Origin of the sequence: Nostoc sp. (genome assembly GCF_036917655.1) — a bacterium.
GTDB lineage: Bacteria > Cyanobacteriota > Cyanobacteriia > Cyanobacteriales > Nostocaceae > Nostoc.
This window is the reverse complement of sequence record NZ_JBALCY010000071.1, coordinates 1-16,313: the sequence shown is the minus strand read 5'-3', so window position 1 is coordinate 16,313 and position 16,313 is coordinate 1. Positions and strand designations below refer to the sequence as shown.

Below are 16,313 nucleotides of genomic sequence, written 5' to 3'. Positions count from 1 at the left end.
CCCCATTCCCCACTCCCCACCCCCCACTTATCAAAATTCATGCAAAGTCAAATAATTGACCCAGCTAAAACTGAACTAAATCATCACCAAGCGGCGGAAGCGTCCGTCGGTCATCATGAAGAACATCCAGACCATCGCCTGTTTGGGCTGTTTGTCTTTCTAATTGCTGAAGGGATGATTTTTATGGGACTGTTCGGAGCCTACTTGGCTTTCCGTGCTACCTTACCTGTGTGGCCTCCAGCCGGTACCCCAGAATTAGAACTATTGCTACCTGGGGTCAACACCATCAATCTAATTTCTAGTAGTTTTGTCATGCACAATGCTGACGCTGCGATTAAAAAGAACGATCCGCGGGGTGCGCGAATCTGGTTAGCAATTACCGCTATAATGGGTGCTATTTTCTTGGTGGGTCAAGTATATGAATATACCCATTTAGAATTTGGTTTAACTACCAATTTATTTGCTAGTTCATTTTACGTTTTGACTGGTTTCCACGGATTACACGTTACCATCGGAGTTTTGGCGATTGTTGCCGTGTTGTGGCGATCGCGCGTTCCGGGTCACTACAGTAACAAAAAGCACTTTGGCATTGAAGCTGCCGAAATTTACTGGCACTTCGTTGACGTGATTTGGATTATTTTGTTCGGATTACTGTATCTACTGTGAGTATTAATTATTAGTTGTTCATTCCACGCGAACAACTTAATAGGCCCCCACTAGGGGGCTTTTTTAATTAACAGAATGCTGCCGTTGCTGCTAGCTGCCCTGATGTCACATTATTTTGTCTATCGGCTGGCAGCAAAACCTAAATTAGGACAGTTTCTAGAAGATTAAATCATCAGGGGAGTGTTCTAAACAGTTTTTTCTGATAAAACAGTTTTATTCTTTACCTAGCAAAAGTTACAGCAAATATATAAATATATTAAAACAAGCCTAGACTATTCCCACTATTACTTTTGCTAAATGCAACTGGAGTTATTGCAAGTTATAGAGATGCGAGTAAAAGGTGGGAAAAGTCGGAAAAGTGGGATGTTTTGTAGAAACTATTGAATAACTGGTTAATATGCTGTAACTTGATATGTTAAGGACAGAGCAAAGCAATAAATAAAGTTCGCAAATTTACGCAAATCACGTTGATATGACGACGCGATCGCGGTTAGTAATCACTAAAATCTGGTAACAAAATTGTGGTGGACACTGTAAGGATATTTGTGCCTTTAAATTCCACTATTCAAGCTTTTGTCAGTAATCAGACCCAATAGTTAAAATAAATAAATCTCCTGACTCCTGAATGTTGTCTTCTACCCGCAGTTCTAAATACTGTGGACTAGTGTTAAATTTACTTAAGTGATAAAATTATTGAATTATTCCAGAAATAAATTTTATATTAAGATACCTATAAAGGTATTAAATGAATCAATAAAGAGGCTAACCATAAAACTGCTCCAAAGCATAGGTCGCCTGAAAAGCTGACTGTCTCAAATACCAACAAATCTAGCGGCAGGTATTCATAACCTCACCCAAGTTGTGAATGGTCAGCAAATTAACAAGTAGTAGACACCACATGAGCCAAAACCCTCTAGTCAGAAAAACACTCCGAGGTCGCTTTGAGACTGTCAAACTGGTGAGAAGCGGAGGATATGGTAATACTTACTTGTTAGCAGGTGCTAGAGGTAACAGACATCAATCCTCGATCGCCATAAAAATACTTCGGAATCGCTTTGAAATTATCAAACACTTAGGAAGCGGGGGATCTGGTGATACCTACTTAGCCGTAGACCGGGATTTACCAGGACAACCCCATTGTGTCGTCAAACATTTCCACCCAAAAGATCCCAATCCTACGGTTGTAGCGATCGCCAAAAGGCTATTTGATCGGGAAGCGGAAGTTTTATATCAGCTAGGCAACGATCACGATCAAATCCCTAGACTGTTTGCCCATTTTAATGAAGATGGGGATTTCTATTTAGTCCAGCAATTTATTGACGGTCATGCCTTGACTCAAGAAATTGTACCAGGTCAGCGTCTTAGCGAGAATGCAGTTTTAAATTTATTAAGAGAGATCCTGGAAGTGCTCGCTTTCGTCCACCAACATAATATTATTCACCGAGATATTAAGCCCCAAAATTTAATGCGGCGGCACACCGATCAGAAGATTGTGCTAATTGACTTTGGGAGTATTAAGAAAATTAGTGCTTTGGGAGCAGGCTTAACAGTTGCTGTTGGGACTCCTGGCTATATGCCAAGCGAACAGGCTAAGGGAAAGCCAAAACTTTGCAGCGATATTTATGCAGTGGGAATGATTGGCATTCAAGCTTTGACAGGTTTATTACCTGAGCAACTACAAGAAGATCCCAATACTGGAGAAGTTATCTGGCGCGATAAAGCACAGGTAAGTGGCGCTCTTGCAAATGTTTTAGATACGATGGTTTGCGATCGCTATAACCAGCGTTACCAATCTGCTACAGAAGCATTGCAAGCGCTTAATTCTGATCTGGTGTTGTCGCAGTCCTCACAATCTGCTGACATAAACCAAAATACTGATGATAGCTATTTGCTAACTTATAGAAACTTTCTTTTGCTGCTGGGAATAGGGCTTGGTGGGATCACTAGTTTGATAGTAATAGTTTTAATCTATGCATTTATTACTACAAGTATATCGCATCCAAAACAACCTACTCAATTAAATAATTTTATAGAAAAATTGATTGGGTCACCGTTAGCTAATGTTAATGTGAATAGCCTAGTAGCCAAATCAGCAGCTAACAGAGGAGTCTATAAAAGCAATTCCCGCATTGCAAAAACTACCAAAGAGCAAATTTAATTTCACTACATTAGAAAAAATAAATCATCTACCAGCAATCATCAAACTGGCTATTAACTGGTTTATTGCAGATTTATTTTAAACTAAAATATTTATAGATTCCTGTAGGATAAATATAATAAACAACATTTAAAGATATGGACAATACAAATCAAAAGAAAGCTTTAATTAACGGTGAAATCGCCCTCTTTCTTAGAGGTTTGATTATTGGTAAAGTGCTGACACTTATGGTTATTGGCGGATTGCTTTGGTGGTTATTGAAGCCAAATTTATTGTCCCGCAGCAGCGTCAACTCTTCCTCTAATCAAAGTTCCAACGCCCTCTCTAGTACTGCATCAACTTTTCAGACAGTTGCTGATGTCCCCACCGCCTCATTTAACTACGGAGGCAGTACAGCTTGGGCATCTATCCGGCAATTGGTAGATTCTCAGATCCAGAGCGCTCGCCCTGAACTACAATTACGATACGTAGACCCTGTTAATGGTAGCCCTGGTTCTAGCTCAGGCATTCGGATGTTGCTTGATGGGAAACTGGACTTTGTTCAGTCCTCCCGTCCCCTTACAGGTGAAGAACAAGCTATGGCAAGAGAGCGAGGCTTCACCCTTGAGCAACGTCAGGTGGGTATGGATGGGATAGCAGTGGTAGTCAACCCATCACTCAATGTGTCGGGTTTAACTGTTAATCAATTGCAGAAAATTTATTTGGGGCAAATTACTAACTGGAATCAAGTAGGTGGGCCAAACCTACCCATTACACCTTTCTCCCAACAACCAAAGGACGCAGATACAGTAATATTTCCTACCAACAGCGACTTGAAAGAGCAAGCACTTAGCTCTAATGTGCAGTATGTCTACTCTACTACAGAGGCAGTGCGCCAACTCAGTAAAACCCCTGGTGGTGTGTATTACGCTTCTGCTCGTTCAGTAGTACCTCAATGTAGTGTGAAGGCTTTGCCATTGGGTCTGACTTCTGGTCAGCTAATTCCCCCCTATCGCGAACCGATGGTATCGCCTGAGCAATGTCCACGTCAGCGCAACCAGCTAAATACTCAGGCTATCAAAAATCGCAGCTATCCTATAATCGCTAATTTGTTTGTAATTATTAAGCAAAATAAAGGTCGGGAACAGCAGATTGGGGATGCCTATGGCAAACTTTTATTAACTGACCAGGGGCAAAGAGCAATTGAGCAAGCTGGTTTCGTCGGGGTTCGTTAATACAGCACAGCGTAAATCCAGCTAGTATCTGAATTAACCAAACAAGGGACAAATTTCCGCCACAGTGTACTATAGCTCAAGTTGTTGCTTATTGATTGAGTGCGATCGCGCCATGCATATAGTAGTCTGTCAAGTTTAAATTGATGGGTAAGCAAGTTCCTAGTAAGGACTTTAGTCCTTATTTTCTAAGCACTAAAGTCCTTACTACAAATCCTCAAAACTGGCTTGAAAAAGTAATAGTTGCGGCAGAATGATTTTTCCGCAAGGCTTTAAAAATTTACATTCACTCGACAGCATAAGAAGTAAATTGGCGTTTAAAAGCAGAGTGAAAGCCAATGACGATATCAGAAGAAGGTACACCTAACTCAACCAATCGTTCAGCAACAGATTCTTCTGTACCGTTATATTGAATCCATATTTTCCCATTTTGAATATCAAAATGCATGACCGGGCCAAATACCCGCTTATCTCCTTGCCAACCAATGTAAGCTAGTTGATAATGGTCATTTTCATTGTCTAAAATTAATTGTGATTTGACTGTATCGGTATTAGATGCGATTTCTTGATGTTCGCTCAAAATTTGTTTGATAAGTTGTCGATAGCGTTTTATTTTATCCATAGCCGAATCTCCTCATGTTTTGGGTCGTAAATTATCAACTTAACTTGGTAACGATGAAGGGCGCGTTGGACAAAAGAAAGTTGAAAAAAATCTTGATATGTTTCAATAGGAACTGCTAGGTAAAGCGCTCTATCTGCTTCTTGTTCTTCAATAGCTTGGTAGTAATTGAGATATTGTCCTAGTGCAGTATGAAATTCACTAATATCTGAATCTGCAATAAAACTTTTAATTTCAACAGCGATTTTCTCTGTATTACGTTCTGCGGCAATGGCATTTTCAGCGGCTAAATCTATTTGTAGTTTAATTGCTTCACTAATCCGAATTGTAAAAGGGTCGTGAGTAATTATCCACCCATCTTTAATTAATGCTTTTTTTACCTGTTGATGGAAAACATCTTTAGCCATTTTGCAATCTCTAGATTAGAGTCAGCTTAACCCCAAATGATATTTTTGCTCTATGTAATGCATTCCGCGAAGGGGTTGTCGTTCGCGCAGCATGTCGTAAACAAGACATCGCACTCTCCATTAATTCTGCATCGCTGCGGCAAGTTTTTCTAGATTTTCACGAACAGTGACACTACGCAGATGATTTACGCCCCAGACTCGTTCACAAATATCTAAAGCTTGCAGATAAAGGGGTTTTGCTTCGCTGTAACGTCCAGTTTCACGATAAATTTCTGCCAAATTATTGAGACTTTCGGCAACATTGGGATGATTTTCTCCCAATAGGTGCTTATCAAGTTCTAAGGCTTTTATACATAAGGGTTCCGCTTCATTGTAACGCCCCTGCTCCCTGTACATATAACCAAGAGCGTAGATAGTATCTGCTAAAAGCGGATGCGCCTTTTGCAATAGACGCTGCTTGAGTTCTAATGATTGTAAAAACAAAGATTCGGCTTGATCGTAGCGTCCTTGGGCGCGGTATATCAATCCTAAATTGTGCAAATCTGTTGCAACATCGGGATTCTCTTCTCCTAAAAATCGCTTATCTAGTTCTATTGCTTGTTGCGACAACGGTTCAGCTTCACTGTAACGTCCTTGATGATAATAAAGTAGCGCTAAATTATTCAGTATGAGAGCGAAAGAAGGATGATTTTCACCAAACAAACGTTTTTCGAGTTCTAATGATTGCAGATACAAAGGTTCTGCTTTCTCATAACGTCCTTGTTCATCATATAGTAGTGCCAAATTGTTCAGACTGACGGCAATATCGGCATGGTTTTCTCCCCACAGGCGTTTCCTCAGTTCCAAAGCTTGTTGATATAGGAGTTCCGCTTTAGTATATTGTCCAGTAGATTTGTAGAGTCCCGCCAAATTATTCATGCTAGTAGCAAAAGAAGGATGGTTGTCTCCTAGCAGGCGTTTCCTAAGTTCTAAAGCTTCTTTATATAAGGGTTCTGCTTCGCTGTAGTGTCCTGTTGCACGATATATTCCTGCTAAATTGTTGAGGCTATTAGCTAAGTCTATCTGCAAACCTAATTCATTTTGTAGCTCACTCGCCTGACGCCAATACTTAATTGCTAATTCCTGTTCTTCTTGATAATTTTGAGATTCACCCCTATCTAATCTACTGCGGTAAATATCACCCAACCTAGAATATAAGGTAGCCAAGGTGGGGTCTTTAGTTCCCCCTTCCTGCTCTACTTTATCGATTAGCCTTTGTAAATCTTGGATAGGCAAGAAAAAGAGGTTATTTTCATTAGTATCTGTGCTAGCTAATTCTGTGTCTCTAAAAACAAAGCGTATATGTTCTAGTTCTTTACCAGGAATAGCATTCGTCTTTTTAGATTCAAACCGAAATACACCATTACGCCAACTCCAAAAATCAGGGGCTTTTTTAATCAGGTTAACTAAAATTTGGTTAGTTACCCAAAGCACGATCGCAAAGGGAAACTCGCGCAATCCTTCCCTTGTCCACTGTAAGTAACCAAAAAATTTCTCCTGTTCCGATTGCTCATTTCCCAATCTGAGAAAATAAAGTTGTTCAGCACCCGTCACAGTGATCACCGCCGGGTTATATTGACGAAGATATTCTTCTTGTTGTACCAGTTGGTTAAGAGCAGCTTTTAGGCTCGGTTCCTGACGTGCTAAAGTTACTCGATATGGACGAAACTTAGGTTTTAGTTCAGCTTCATACTGGGCAATAATCTGATCACGAAAGCTAGCATCATCACAAACTGCAATCAGTAAATTCAATCCCCGTTTTTGAGCTTCAATAGAAACAATTAAATCATCATACGCATCTTGATTTTCTCCCTCATCATCTAATAATTCTTCATTTAACATTAATGGCTCCCTGTCTTCTCAAGGTTTCTATAATAATTGGATGAACATCGTACCAAGTTTCATCAGTGCGGTATTCTAGAACATACAACCCATGTAACAAATCCAAAAACTCTGCTTGTTTAGGGTCATTGGGCATAAATTGTTCATAAACACTCTGCAAAATATCTATATCAACCTTTCCTAAACGGATGGAAAAATCATTGCGGATTTTGTTGATTGCTTGAAGAAGAATTTTATCATCAATGATAACTTCGGCTGAGGGATTTCGCCGGATAATCCGCAAACAAATGCGGCAACATTCCTTAGCAATCCGAATTAACTCTCGCAATACGCCACCACTGGAAATCACAATTTTTTCAGCAGTTTCTGCCGCGATTAATTCACTGGAAATCCGCTTTTGTAAAACTTCACCGAGAATCTTTGTTGCTTCAGGGCGAGGTTGGGCGTTAGGAAATCGATTTTTACCTTTTTCAAAGATTTTTAAGACAGGCATTGCTACAACCTGGTCGTTGGTTTCAGTAGTAATTATTGTACTGATAAATGTTTCACGAAGCACTGCGATCGGGATAGTGTAGATAATTTGAAAGTTCGGTTGGCACAGAGCTTTAATGTTATCTCTATAAATTTCGTTAACTCTTCCTAAGTCAAGTTTATCTAAATCATCAATAATTACTAAAACGTTTTGTTTAGTTGCAGCTTGAATTAGAGCAGCAATTTCATTAATTCTGGCAACTAAATCTGATAATTTGCGTTCAAATTCTTGCTTAATTTCATCCCGAACGCTAGCATCAGCTTTTAATTTAGAGCTAATCAACTTTAGGAGGTCAAAACCTATCCCAGCCTCTGCCTGCAAATTTAATTCTTCAGTGCGAGTACGGGTAGCAAACCACTTATAAAGAGCTTCTTTAGTAGATTGAGGAATATCAACTCGGCGGGCTTCTGCCTCTGTCATTAAATTAACTGCGATCGCAAACAGTATATTAATATGATTAACAGCCGACATTTCAATTTTGTCAGCAATAGAGAATAGAACTACAAAATATTTATTTTGAATTTGTCTGCTAAACTCAGCTAACAAAGTTGACTTACCACATCCCCGATGTCCTGTAAAGACAATTTTGCCATCTCTATTGGGACTATCTTCCACTAATTGGTTAAGGTCTGCAATCAAATCATCACCATATTCGACTCTAAATCTTTCCATTTCGTTCTGTTCCATCAACGGAAACAGTTCGAGATTGCTGTATGCTTCTTGAAAGGAGTTTAATAATTCTTGAGACATTGGATAGTGCCGTAAACGTGCTAACTATTCATATAATGGCTCATCATTTTTGAAGTCAAAGTTCAGGCAATCGCAACTTCACTAGCGGTATCAATAAATGACTACTAGGTGGATACTGTCTTATGTTTTCAAAGAAGATACTCTACCTTCCACAATTCCAACCAAGAAACAAGTAATAGAGGTTAATATAAGTAATAATGAATGATAAATGATACATTTGGAAAATATGAATTAATCATAGATTATACATTTGAAATGGTGAAAGCTACCTAACAAATAAATAAAATTAAATTTTTAGCCTCTTTTGCTTCTGTGTCCTCTTCCTAATCTTGACAGAGCAGATTTTTCTCAATCCAATCTAAAAAGCTAATTTTTTCGTTCAAAATTTCTCTCCGTGACCGATGCTGCGTATAGCTTGCTTCTCCGTACTTGTACGGCTTATACTAATTATAAAGGATGGGGTGGTAACTGTTGGTTGTTAGTATTGGCTCACTAGTTGTCACCACGCTAAAACAAAACCGTCATTAGGAAAATTAAAGCTATTAGTAACTGCTAATATAGCAATCCTATTTGAGTTGTAAAAATTATCGAACCGCCTTCTCTGCGAGACGCTCCGCCAACGCGGATAGTCTCATTAGAGAAGAACGCTAAGAGAAGAAGTTTACAAATTATTTAGAACCGCTAATAGCAGTTAAAGACAGCCAAATGTTACCATGCGCGATCGCCTGAAATAGTATAGGAATACGATTTGATTTATGAAAAAATCTAAGTATGTGTAGGGTGTGTTATCGCCGAGAGTACGGCACCAAAGTCTTCAGATGGTGCGTTAGCCAGAGGCATAACGCAACGCCAGTCCGCTCAAGTCGGGAAACCCGCCCACGCGGCTGGCTCCCCTACGTATATTTCAAAAATCAAATATGAATCCTATAGATTTGTATTTGATAACCCGCAGCTTGGGTTAATAGCATTTTCAAGAGAAAGCAATTAGGTCAAAACTTAGAATCAACTGTTGTCTACCTTTTTCATATTAAGGAATAGAAACCGATCGCAATAATCGCTCAACAACAGTTCTTGCATTACGTCCTCCTCTGGGAATAAGCCGATGGCAAAGAACGTGAGGGACGAGAAATTTCACATCATCGGGGATGGCATAATCACGCCCTAATAGAAAAGCTAACGCTTTGGCAGCCCGTTGTAATGCTAATGTGCCACGCGGACTGACGCCAAGGGCGATTTCCTCATCTTGGCGTGTTGCCCGCACCAATTCCAAGATGTACTGTTGCAAGGAAGCTGCCACTTTTACTTGAGAGCAAAGGTAACGCAATTCCTGTACTTCTGCCAAAGTAATACAAGGTTGCAAATCAGCAACCTTGATCCCATTTTGGAGATTTTGCAGCATCTGGAGTTCTTCTGCCTCGGAAGGATAGCCCAAACTCAGCGATAACATAAACCGATCCATTTGCGCTTCCGGCAGGGGAAAAGTACCTTGATACTCGATAGGATTTTGAGTGGCAATAGCAAAAAACGGCTGGGGAACTGCACGAGAGACACCATCGACTGTTACCTGATGCTCTTCCATAACTTCCAGTAAAGCTGACTGAGTGCGGGGTGTAGCGCGGTTAATTTCGTCAGCTAACAGCACATTAGCAAAGACTGGCCCAGGAAGAAAAGTAAATTCGCCGCTTTTTGGGTTCCAAATATTGGTGCCAGTAATGTCAGTTGGCAGTAAATCGGGAGTGCATTGTAGCCGTTGAAACTTGCCATCCAGTGAACGAGCTAGGGATTTAGCGAGCAGGGTTTTACCAACACCAGGGACATCTTCTAGGAGGGCATGACCACCACCTAGCAAGGCTACTAGCACTAAGCGTATTGCCTCAGTTTTGCCAACGATGGTAAGAGCCAGATTTTGTGTTAAGGCGTCAATTTTTTCTCTCATGCGGTGCGGGGAGTGGGGACTAGGGATTGGGCACTAGGGATTAGGGATTAGGTACTAGGAACTGGATGATTCCCAATGCCCAATTTCCCTAAATACATTGTTCCCACTCCTAACTCCTAACTCTTAACTCCTAACTCCTAACTCCTAACTCCTAACTCCTAACTCCTAACTCCTAACTCCTAACTCCTAACTCCTAACTTTGCATTCCAGCACTCAAAACTTCTCTAGCAACAACGCAGTCAAGTTGAATTTGTGTTTTCAGGGCTTCTAGAGAAGGAAATTTTTGTTCAGGGCGCAAAAATTTAACTAGCTGCACAGCCAATTTTTTACCATACAAATCACCAGACCAATCAAATAAATGTACTTCCGCAGATGAATAAGTACCATTTACAGTTGGACGATTACCGATATTCATTACGCCCAAGCTCTCACTTGGAGCGGCATCTGATGTTTCACTGAGAGTGAAAACGCGGACAGCATAGACTCCTTGGCGGGGCAAAAACTTTTCTTTTGGTAGTTGGAGGTTGGCGGTGGGAAAGCCAATTGTTCTGCCCAATTGTTGACCTTGAACGACAACACCAAGGAGAGTGTAGGGGCGTCCTAGTAGTAGATTTGCGTTTTCGATGTCGCCGTGCTCAAGGGTTTGGCGGATCAATGAAGTGCTAATGCGGGCATCTTGAGTCGGAGTAGTACTGACGCAACTGCTTTCGGTGGGCGAATTACCTGTATAAGTTTGTAAGGGAACGATGGTAACGGGGATATTATGCTTGGCGGCAATTAATTGCAAATCCTTGGCAGTACCACTGCGCTTTTCGCCAAAACAAAAATCCTGCCCGATGCTAATTCGCTGGCATCGCAGTTGTTGCACAAGAATTTTTTCTACGAATTCTTCGGGGGTCAAAGCAGATAATTCTTTGTCAAAGGGTAGTAGTACCAGTTGTTCTACCCCAAGCGATCGCAATTGTTGGACTTTTTCATCCAGTGGCGTTAACAAAGTCCGGGGTTGCCCCGTAAAAAACTCCTGTGGATGGGGGTCAAAGGTGACAACTGTTGAGTAGGTATATTCGTTATTTGTCAGTTGTCCGTTGTCAGTTGGTGGACTACTGGCTACTGACAAGTGACCACCAGCGTGCAAGACCGGTTGAATTACCCTTTGATGACCAAGATGAACACCATCAAACTTGCCAAGGGCAACAGCAGTCGGCGTTAGCAGCCCTTCGCTCGAAGAAGCAACCCACACAGAACACCCATTTTTAGACAAATTTAGCACGTGGATTCTGAGATTTTAGGTTTATTTTAGCTATCAGCAGGAAGCTACCTTATGGTAAACCGCCTTGAGGAGGACAGCTTTTGTAGACGGTCTGAACTTCCACCAACTGCCCATCAGGTCTTGTGCTATCAGCCAGGGTGTTAATGCCACCCCTTTTAGCTATCAGCCAAAAGCCTAAGCCACGGGAAGTCACCCAAGATGGTTTCTTGTGCGATTAGCTTAATACGAATTTTAGATTTTAGATTTTAGATTTTAGATTTTTTGGTTCATGCCCCGCCATGTTAGGGCGAAACAAATCCAAAATCCTCAATTTAAAATCCGACGCTCCTACGGACGCTTGTTCCTCTCTACGAGACGCTGCGCTATCAGAGCCAAGTACCCGCACTTCGCCCCGCTACGTTCGCGGAGCATCTCGCAGAGAAGACAGTGGTCTGTTTCAATCCAAAATTGGTTGACAGCTAATTGCTAAGTCCAGATAACCTCAAATACCAGAGCTAAAAAGGCTCTAGTTTCGTAGTTGAGACTGCAACGAGGTGTTTACCCTCCGAGCAGCCGCAAGAGAGGGCATCTGTGGATATCTGGGCTGTGTTGGTGAATCTATAAAGTGTGTCCTCCTGTTGTCGCCCTTATCCTGTGGTCGGCGCTCTGACAACTCTGGGCAGCCAACAGGTACGCTCTCGCGCTGAAAGCTTCTGATCACCAATCTAATCTAAAATCTCCAATTCCTCCGATCGCAATCTTTAGACAGAAGACTTCGTAACAGGAAAAGATTCTGATAAGGAAACTGATGTGGGAACCTCAAGTACCATTCCTTCCCGTGCCATTATCGCACCAGAAAACTTTGCTGCTGCTTCTACCCCTACACGATCTAAAAAGTCGTCATCGTGTGCGGGGTCGTGGTGATAAATCACTAGAGTTTTGACATTAGCAGCTTGGGCCACTTTCACCGCTTCTTGCCAAGTAGAATGTCCCCAGCCAATTTTCGGGGATTTTGGAGAGTGATATTCCTCATCAGTGTAGGTAGAATCGTAAATCAGAATGTCGGCATTACGAGCTAGCCACAACACATTGTCATCGAGTCGGTCGGGAAAATGTTCGGTATCAGTAATATAAGTAGCAGCGCCACCACGCCAGTTGACGCGGTATCCTACGGCTTCACCTGGATGATTTAAAGGTGCTGTTTCCAGGGTAAGGTCATCGATGTGGATTGGTTGCCCTGGTCGAATGTCGTAGAAATTTAAATTGGCTTGCATAATCTGCAAGGGTACGGGAAAGTTGGGGTGCAGCATCTGGTCATTGAGCCGCTGTTCTATGGTAGAACCATCAGGTGCGATCGCGCCGTAAATGTGAAAGTCATTCCCCTTCGCAAACCCTGGGGTAAAGAAGGGAAAACCCTGCATATGATCCCAGTGAGAGTGGGTAAAAAATATGTAAGCTTCTAAGGGCATTTGGCGCAACAAAGATTGCCCCAAAACATGTAGTCCCGTGCCAGCATCGAAAATTAAGCGTTTATCGCCCGCTTGCATTGATATGCAAGGGGTATTACCGCCGTAACGAACGGTGTGTGGCCCTGGACTGGGGATGCTGCCGCGAACGCCCCAAAATTGTACGGTAAATTGGTTCTCTATCCTAGACATGGGTGTTGCTTGCTGGACTGAGCGGGCGATAATTGGAAAAATTGTTACTTATTTTGTCTAAGTTTATGCTGTCTCACCGATTTTGGTAGAAGGAGGATTTCTTGGTAAAACAGCATACCCTGTTTCTGGCTGATTGTGTAAATGTGGATGAAATACTGTCAAATAGAATTTTCCAGTTTTTGGGGTGGATGTGTATCAGTTATTTCAAGACTGCCCCTACGTTATAGCCTACATTTTTCTGTGATGCATTTGAATAACCCCAGTTTTTTCCTGATAAATCGAATGATTTACGGAAAATTGAATTCCCACCCAGACAATTTATCTAGTCCATCTGCGTAGGTAAGATTGTATTGTAACGGAGTAACACTGATGTAGTTTTTACGTACAACATGCACGTCTAACGGTACATTTTGAAGCAGGTTTAATCCGGTTGGGGGTTCCACATCCTCAATTACCTCTCCGGTTAACCAGTAGTAGGTTTTTCCGCGAGGATCAACTCGTTTATCAAACACATCAATGTAACGCCGCACTCCTTGACGGGTAAGAGTAACTCCGGCAATTTCTTCCCACTGAACAGCAGGAATATTGACGTTGAGCAACATTAAATCTGGCAACGGTTTTTGGGCTAACTGGTCTACGAGAATTTTGGCAAACTTAGCAGCAGGTTGAAAGTCTTTAGATGTATGACTAATAAGACTTAGGGCTACACTGGGAATGCCTTCAATTAGACCTTCCATTGCCGCCGAAACAGTGCCGGAATACAAAATTTCAGTTCCCAAATTTGCACCTTGATTAATGCCAGAGAGAACCAAATCGGGGGGAGTATCTAGCAAAGCCCACAGCGCCAATTTGACGCAATCTGAAGGCGTACCATCGCAAGCCCAAGCTTTGACAGCAGGATGAAAAATCCCTTCAACAATTTCGGCGCGAATTGGTTGGTGTAAAGTTAACCCATGTCCAGTTGCCGATCGCTCTCGATCTGGGCAAACTACACTAACATCATGACCTGCCTCTGCCAAGTAGTTGGCTAAGGTACGAATCCCCAAGGCAGAAATGCCGTCATCGTTGCTAATTAGTAATTTCATAGTCATTGGTCATTGGTCATTAGTTATTAGTTATTTGTTATTAGCCATTTGTCAATGTCGGCGGTCACAGACAGCAAAAAAATATCCATACTCACTAGTACACTGCGGCGTCAGTTTGCCTACCTTTAACAACGAGCTTAACCCCCTTGTCTAGTTACTTGTCTGGTTAATTGAGATGTTAGCTGGATTGATGCGCCCGCTGTACTAGCCCAATCGTCTCTAACTGATAAATAGAGGTTTGGTTTCGATCCACGCCTTTGGCTGATGTTAATGGCATAGCTGTAAGTTTATTTATCGAGCAGTTCACAGCTTTTGACTATAGACTAATGACTAATGACCAATGACTAATAACTAATGACTAGCAATTTAGAAGCTCAACTTTTAGCACTGCGGCAGTCAGGAGAAAAAGCGATCGCAGCCGCCGACACCCTAGAACGTCTGGAGGAACTCAGAGTTAACTATCTGGGTAAGAAAGGGGAACTGGGGGCGCTGTTGCGAAGTATGGGGCAAATGAGCGCAGAGGAACGACCAAAAATTGGAGCGATCGCTAATACAGTCAAAGAATCCCTGCAAACTAGTCTAGACCAGCAACGTGCTGCCTTAGAAGCCGCGCAAATTCAAGCTTTGCTAGAGGCAGAAACTCTGGATGTAACTATGCCAGGAATTTACAGCCCCCAAGGTCGCATTCATCCCCTCAATGGTATTATCGACCGGGCGCTGGATATCTTTGTTGGTATGGGCTACACCGTGGCTCAAGGGCCAGAAATGGAAACAGATTACTACAATTTTGAGGCTCTCAATACCCCGCCTGACCACCCCGCCCGTGATATGCAGGATACCTTCTACCTGCCAGATGGTAATCTTTTACGCACTCATACCTCGTCAGTGCAAATTCGTTACATGGAAAGAGAGGAACCACCGATTCGGGTTGTGGCTCCAGGGCGAGTTTATCGGCGAGATAATGTAGACGCGACTCACTCAGCAGTTTTCCATCAAATAGAACTTTTAGCCATTGATGAGGGACTCACTTTTACAGACCTCAAAGGCACAATTAAAGTATTTTTACAAGCAATATTTGGCGATTTACCAATTCGCTTCCGCGCTAGTTATTTCCCGTTTACCGAACCATCGGCGGAGGTAGATTTGCAGTGGAATGGGCGCTGGCTGGAGGTGATGGGCTGCGGTATGGTCGATCCAAATGTACTTAAGTCTGTCGGTTACGACCCAGAAATTTATACTGGGTTTGCTGCCGGTTTTGGTGTAGAACGCTTTGCAATGGTGTTACATCAAATCGATGATATTCGTCGTTTGTATGCTAGCGATTTGCGGTTTTTGCAGCAATTTTAGGTATACGTAATAGTTATGTACTGCAACCAAGGTAACAAGAAATAATGACCTCATTCTCCAGGTTAGATCAAGTTCTAGAAAGCGTCGAAAACTTATCAGTAGATGAACAAGAAGCACTAATTGATCTGATACGTCATCGGTTGGCAGAACGGCGGCGTTCTGAAATTTCTGCTAATATCGCTCAAGCACAAGTAGAATACCAAACTGGTAAAGTTTTCCGTGGAACAGTTACTCAAATAATGGATGAGTTACGCAAGTGAGAACTGTAGTTCTAGCATCATCGTTTAAACGAGCATTTAAACGATTGGTGGGACGACAGCCACAATTAGAAGAGCGAATTCAAGAGCGGTTAGCACTACTAACCGCCGATCCATTTGATCCACTGTTGCAGACTCATAAGCTTAAAGGCAAACTGTCTGGAGCTTGGGCGTGTTCAGTGGACTATGATTGTCGCATTGTCTTTAACTTTGTGCAAAATATAGAATCTGGTGAAGAGGAAATTTTGCTAATTGATATCGGCACTCATGATCAAGTTTACTAAGTTGTAGGTGCTGTTCTACTGTTACAAACGATACAACCAAATTTGTCACCTTAGTGCCAGTTCAAGGAGCCAACTTATGAAGGTACAGCACCCCCTATTCTCCCAAGTTGCCTTAGCACAGGACTTACCAGAATACAACCTGAAACGCGGGAATGTTGCAACAATTGTGGAACATTACAGTAAACTCAACGAGGTTGTCACCAACCCCGTTGGTCTTCAAAACCGTGCATGAAACTTTCGCTTCACACGGCTCCTCAATGATTCGGCACATTG

Annotated in this window: 16 protein-coding genes; 7 read left to right on the top strand and 9 right to left on the bottom strand. The window is 42.0% G+C overall.

Translation table 11 applies throughout. The features are described 5' to 3' along the window. Positions 1 to 39: 39 nt before the first annotated feature. From V7K30_RS25735 to V7K30_RS25725, 3 genes are all read left to right on the top strand, one after another. Complete coding sequence (locus V7K30_RS25735) at positions 40 to 666, top strand: cytochrome c oxidase subunit 3 (RefSeq protein WP_335004159.1); 627 nt, start codon at positions 40 to 42, stop codon at positions 664 to 666. An 898-nt stretch (positions 667 to 1,564) separates the two neighbouring features. After that, positions 1,565 to 2,824, top strand: coding sequence for a serine/threonine-protein kinase (locus tag V7K30_RS25730; protein ID WP_335004157.1), 1,260 nt, complete (start codon positions 1,565 to 1,567; stop codon positions 2,822 to 2,824). 137 nt (positions 2,825 to 2,961) lie between these two features. Beyond that, complete coding sequence (locus V7K30_RS25725; protein ID WP_335004155.1) at positions 2,962 to 4,038, top strand: PstS family phosphate ABC transporter substrate-binding protein; 1,077 nt, start codon at positions 2,962 to 2,964, stop codon at positions 4,036 to 4,038. Between the two features lie 283 nt (positions 4,039 to 4,321). On the opposite strand, the gene V7K30_RS25720 is transcribed toward V7K30_RS25725, so the two are convergent. The 9 genes from V7K30_RS25720 to surE all read right to left on the bottom strand — a co-directional run bounded on the left by V7K30_RS25720 (position 4,322) and on the right by surE (position 14,152). After that, positions 4,322 to 4,657, bottom strand: coding sequence for a XisI protein (locus V7K30_RS25720; protein WP_335004154.1), 336 nt, complete (start codon positions 4,655 to 4,657; stop codon positions 4,322 to 4,324). Further along, the gene (locus V7K30_RS25715) at positions 4,645 to 5,061 is read right to left on the bottom strand and encodes a XisH family protein (RefSeq protein ID WP_335004152.1); all 417 of its coding nucleotides are present in this window, start codon (positions 5,059 to 5,061) and stop codon (positions 4,645 to 4,647) included. The genes V7K30_RS25720 and V7K30_RS25715 overlap by 13 nt, the downstream gene beginning before the upstream one ends. Positions 5,062 to 5,181: 120 nt before the next feature. After that, positions 5,182 to 6,942, bottom strand: coding sequence for a tetratricopeptide repeat protein (locus V7K30_RS25710; protein WP_335004150.1), 1,761 nt, complete (start codon positions 6,940 to 6,942; stop codon positions 5,182 to 5,184). Continuing rightward, positions 6,932 to 8,224, bottom strand: a complete 1,293-nt coding sequence (locus V7K30_RS25705; protein ID WP_335004148.1) for an ATP-binding protein — start codon at positions 8,222 to 8,224, stop codon at positions 6,932 to 6,934. The genes V7K30_RS25710 and V7K30_RS25705 overlap by 11 nt, the downstream gene beginning before the upstream one ends. A gap of 1,027 nt (positions 8,225 to 9,251) precedes the next feature. Further along, entirely contained in the window at positions 9,252 to 10,160 is a 909-nt protein-coding gene (locus V7K30_RS25700; protein WP_335004146.1) for an AAA family ATPase, read from the bottom strand. 193 nt (positions 10,161 to 10,353) lie between these two features. After that, positions 10,354 to 11,430 carry a bifunctional riboflavin kinase/FAD synthetase gene (locus V7K30_RS25695; protein ID WP_335004144.1) on the bottom strand — a complete coding sequence of 359 codons (1,077 nt, stop codon included), beginning with the start codon at positions 11,428 to 11,430 and terminating at the stop codon, positions 10,354 to 10,356. Positions 11,431 to 11,479: 49 nt separating this feature from the next. Next, entirely contained in the window at positions 11,480 to 11,623 is a 144-nt protein-coding gene (locus V7K30_RS25690; RefSeq protein ID WP_335004143.1) for a hypothetical protein, read from the bottom strand. Positions 11,624 to 12,170: 547 nt separating this feature from the next. Continuing rightward, the gene (locus V7K30_RS25685; RefSeq protein ID WP_335004141.1) at positions 12,171 to 13,067 is read right to left on the bottom strand and encodes an MBL fold metallo-hydrolase; all 897 of its coding nucleotides are present in this window, start codon (positions 13,065 to 13,067) and stop codon (positions 12,171 to 12,173) included. A 287-nt stretch (positions 13,068 to 13,354) separates the two neighbouring features. Further along, positions 13,355 to 14,152, bottom strand: a complete 798-nt coding sequence (surE, locus tag V7K30_RS25680; protein WP_335004330.1) for a 5'/3'-nucleotidase SurE — start codon at positions 14,150 to 14,152, stop codon at positions 13,355 to 13,357. A gap of 354 nt (positions 14,153 to 14,506) precedes the next feature. On the opposite strand from surE, the gene pheS reads away from it, so the two are divergent. The 4 genes from pheS to V7K30_RS25660 all read left to right on the top strand — a co-directional run bounded on the left by pheS (position 14,507) and on the right by V7K30_RS25660 (position 16,272). Beyond that, a complete protein-coding gene (gene pheS / locus V7K30_RS25675; RefSeq protein ID WP_335004139.1) occupies positions 14,507 to 15,499 on the top strand; it encodes a phenylalanine--tRNA ligase subunit alpha in 993 nt (330 codons plus the stop codon). Between the two features lie 44 nt (positions 15,500 to 15,543). Continuing rightward, a complete protein-coding gene (locus V7K30_RS25670) occupies positions 15,544 to 15,759 on the top strand; it encodes a hypothetical protein (RefSeq protein WP_335004137.1) in 216 nt (71 codons plus the stop codon). Next, positions 15,756 to 16,040 carry a type II toxin-antitoxin system RelE/ParE family toxin gene (locus tag V7K30_RS25665; RefSeq protein ID WP_335004135.1) on the top strand — a complete coding sequence of 95 codons (285 nt, stop codon included), beginning with the start codon at positions 15,756 to 15,758 and terminating at the stop codon, positions 16,038 to 16,040. Before V7K30_RS25670 ends, V7K30_RS25665 begins: the two co-directional genes overlap by 4 nt. Positions 16,041 to 16,116: 76 nt before the next feature. Next, positions 16,117 to 16,272 (top strand): DUF4926 domain-containing protein, encoded by a 156-nt coding sequence (locus V7K30_RS25660; protein ID WP_335004133.1) that lies wholly within the window; start codon positions 16,117 to 16,119, stop codon positions 16,270 to 16,272. Positions 16,273 to 16,313 lie beyond the last annotated feature (41 nt).